This window comes from Burkholderia sp. Se-20373 (assembly GCF_017104705.1).
Classification (GTDB): domain Bacteria; phylum Pseudomonadota; class Gammaproteobacteria; order Burkholderiales; family Burkholderiaceae; genus Burkholderia.
In genome coordinates this window covers 1-916 of the sequence record NZ_JAAGPH010000360.1, presented here as the reverse complement: position 1 = coordinate 916, position 916 = coordinate 1, and the positions used below count along the sequence as shown (strand labels likewise).

General features: G+C 71.1%; 1 protein-coding gene. It reads right to left on the bottom strand.

Annotation, left to right across the window (positions count from 1 at the left end; genetic code table 11):
• Window positions 1-247: 247 nt before the first annotated feature.
• Window positions 248-916: FecR domain-containing protein (locus tag G3N96_RS38750; RefSeq protein WP_206140494.1), on the bottom strand; the 669-nt coding region annotated here is incomplete at its 5' end.

The window sequence follows — 916 nt, the reverse complement described above, 5'->3', positions numbered from 1 at the left end:
AACCGAGATCTACACCTCGGCCACCACTCTTCCCCCACCCGACGCTCTTCCCGTACGGCGCGGGGGATGCGGCCGGGCGCGACGCGCGCGGCAGATGTCGGGCAGGCGCCGGACGGCGCCGATACGTGAGACGGATGGAAACCATGATCGGGAGGTCGGTGGACGATGGGCCAGTGCTGCTTTCATTACCCATGTCACGCGAACATCGAGAAACAGCTCAGGTCGGCGGAAATTTTTTTCGACGGGCTCACGAACGGGCCGGCACGACCGTCGCCCAGTAGCGCGTCAGGTAGTGAACGTCGATCGGCAGCGTCGCCTTCAACGTGTCGAGCACGCGCGCGGGATCGTCGAGCGGATAGGTGCCCGACACGCGCAGGTCGGCCACGGCCGCATCGCAGCGCAGGCTGCCGCGGCGATAGCGGTCGAGCTCGGCGACGAGGTCGGCCAACCGCATGCGCGAAGCGACGAGCATGCCGCCCGTCCACGCGGACGCATACGCATCGAGCGGCGCCGACGCGTCGATCGTGTCGCGCGTGAAATCCGCGCCCTCTCCGGCCGCGATCACGCGCGCGTCGGCCGTCGCATCGACGGGCTGCACGCGCACGGCACCGGCGAACACTTCGATGCGGGTCGCGCCGTCGCGCTGCCGCACCGCGAAGCGCGTGCCGAGCGGCCGCAACTCACCCTGTGCCGTCGCGACGACCAGCGGCCGCGCGGGCACGCGATCGTCGTGGCCGCTCGTCACCATGATCGTGCCGCGCAAGAGGCGCAGGCCGCGCGCCGTATCGTCGAAGCGCACGTCGAGCGCCGTGTCGGTATCGAGGACGACGACCGTGCGATCCGCGAGCGTCACCGTGCGCCGCTCGCCCACCGCCGTGCGCAGGTCCGCCGGCCAGATCGCCGCGCGCCGCGCGGA